General features: G+C 64.8%; 2 protein-coding genes. Both read left to right on the forward strand.

Annotation, left to right across the window (positions count from 1 at the left end; all coding sequences use genetic code 11):
* Positions 1-157 precede the first annotated feature (157 nt).
* Complete coding sequence (locus AC0969_RS19670) at positions 158-1018, forward strand: tyrosine-type recombinase/integrase (RefSeq protein WP_479625840.1); 861 nt, start codon at positions 158-160, stop codon at positions 1016-1018.
* Positions 1019-1048: 30 nt separating this feature from the next.
* The gene (locus AC0969_RS19675; protein ID WP_479625841.1) at positions 1049-2272 is read left to right on the forward strand and encodes an IS91 family transposase; all 1224 of its coding nucleotides are present in this window, start codon (positions 1049-1051) and stop codon (positions 2270-2272) included.
* Positions 2273-2277: the final 5 nt, after the last annotated feature.

Consider the following 2277-nt stretch of genomic DNA (forward strand, 5'->3'; position numbering starts at 1 on the left):
GGTTTGCGGTGTACATCACGTTGAACTAAACCGCTGACGCGGTGACTGGTCATCACAGGCCGCCACCGCGTTATGCATTGCGCAGCACTTGCACACAGGGGCGATGAGGGCAAGCCTTCAGGCCGGGGAATATTCCCCGGCCTGAAGGAGATTTGCCATGACACCCTTACGCCAACGCATGCTCGACGCCATGGTGCTGCGCGGCTTTAGCCCGCGCACCCAAGACAGCTACACCGATGCCATCTACGGCATGGCCAAACACTACCGGCGTGACCCCGCCCAGTACAGCGCGCAAGAGGTCGAGGCCTACCTCTTGCACCTGGTCAACGATCGCCACCTCTCCTACAGCACCATGAACCAGGCCGCCTGCGCGGCGCGCTTTCTGTACGAGAAGGTACTCGGCCGTGAGCGCGAACTCTTTCCCATTGCCATGGCCAAAGTACCCGCCAAACAGCCCGAACTGCTGGCCCGCGAGGAGATCGCCCGCCTGTTGGCCCACTGCTCCCACCCGGTGCACCGCATGCTGCTGCAAACCATGTACGCCAGCGGTCTGCGGGTATCGGAGGCCTGCGCCCTGCGGGTAACGGACATCGACAGCCACAGCGACCGCATGTGCATTCGCGTGGCCTGTGGCAAAGGCGGGCGTGGCCGCTACACCCTGCTCAGCCCCACCTTGCTGGCCAATTTGCGTACCTTTGTGCGCACCTTTAGCCCAGGCACCTGGCTGTTTTGCAACCACACCGGCACGCAGCCGGTGAGCATCGAGTCCGCGCAGCGTGCCTACCAAGGTGCGCGCCACCGCGCCCGTATCATGAAGAGCGGTGGCCCGCACACCCTGCGCCACTGCTTTGCCACCCATTTGCTCGAAGGCGGCATAGACCTCTTCACCATCCAAAAGCTGCTGGGCCACGGACACATCAGCACCACGGCTCGCTATCTGCATCTCATCAGCCCGCAGTTTCAACCACCCAAAGATATGGATCCGCTGGACTTGCTGGCCGGGCTGCCGCACCTGTAAGCGCCGAATGCTTTTGTTGTAGACACCCGCATGGCCACTGTGGCCCATAGCGTGGCAGAAGTGCTGCGCCAGCATGGCGCGGCGTATCTGGCAAGCCACGCACTGAACACGCCCCAGGCCAAGGCCTGGCGGGCCATCGTGGCCTGCCGTACGCAGGCCTTGGGCGGCCAGCAACTGGGCTGCGATGCCTGCGGCCACCGCCACTGGCAATACCACTCGTGCAGGAACCGCCACTGCCCGCAGTGTGGAGCACGGGCCAAGGATGCCTGGCTGCAGGGGCGGCTGGCCGAGGTGCTGCCTGTGCCGTATGTGCATCTGGTGTTTACCTTGCCGCACAGCCTCAATGGTTTGTACGGTGCCCATCCGCGTTGGGTGATCGACATGCTGTTTCGCTGCACCGCGCAGACCCTGGGTGATTTCGCCGCCAACCCGCGCTGGATGGGCGTAACGGGCGGCACGCCCGCCTTTAGTCTGGTGCTGCATACCTGGACGCAGGACCTGCGCCGCCACCTCCATGTGCATGCGGTGATGGCTTGCGGGGTGTTGGCAAAGGAAGGTGATGGGGATGGTGATGGGCAGTGGCATGTCCCCGCACGCCAGCCGGACTTCCTGTTCCCGGTGCATGCGCTGTCCAGCGTGTTCAGAGGTAAGTTCATGGCGGCGTTGGCAGCCGCGCACCGAGACAACACGCTGGAGCATGACCCGCAAGGCACGGCTGCCCACTGGAGTGCCCGCCAGCAGCAGCTCTACCGTCACCCGTGGGTGGTGTACGCCAAGGCCCCGCTGGGCGGCCCGGCCCAGGTGCTGGAGTACCTGGGCCGCTACACCCACCGCACGGCGATTGGTAACCACCGCATCCGCAGTGTGACCCCCGACGCGGTGGCGTTTACGGTGCGTGCCGACGACTCCGGTGGGAAATGCCTATGCCGCCTGCCGGGTACGGAGTTTGTGCGCCGTTTCTTGCTGCATGTGCTGCCCACCGGGGTCAAGCGGATTCGCCATTACGGGGTGCTGGCCTCTAGCTGCAAGGGGGTCAAGTTGGAGGCGGCACGGCTGGCGCTGCAAATGCCTGCGTGCAACCCGCAAGCGCAGGAGTCGGCGCGGGACTTCATGGCGCGGGTGGGCCGCATGGATGTGTTGCTGTGTCCGTGCTGCAAACGGGGGCAGTTGCACGTTACGGCGGTACTCAAAGGGCAGCCCTCGCTACCAGCGCCTGGCCAGCAGGGGTCCGTAGATTGCCGGGGGCCGCCGTGAGGTGT

This window comes from Rhodoferax sp. LB1P47, assembly GCF_056521445.1.

Coding starts and splice junctions, on each gene's coding strand:
- AC0969_RS19675 (WP_479625841.1), top strand. CDS start 1,049: ATGGCCACTGTGGCCCATAGCGTGGCAGAAGTGCTGCGCCAGCATGGC.
- AC0969_RS19670 (WP_479625840.1), top strand. CDS start 158: ATGACACCCTTACGCCAACGCATGCTCGACGCCATGGTGCTGCGCGGC.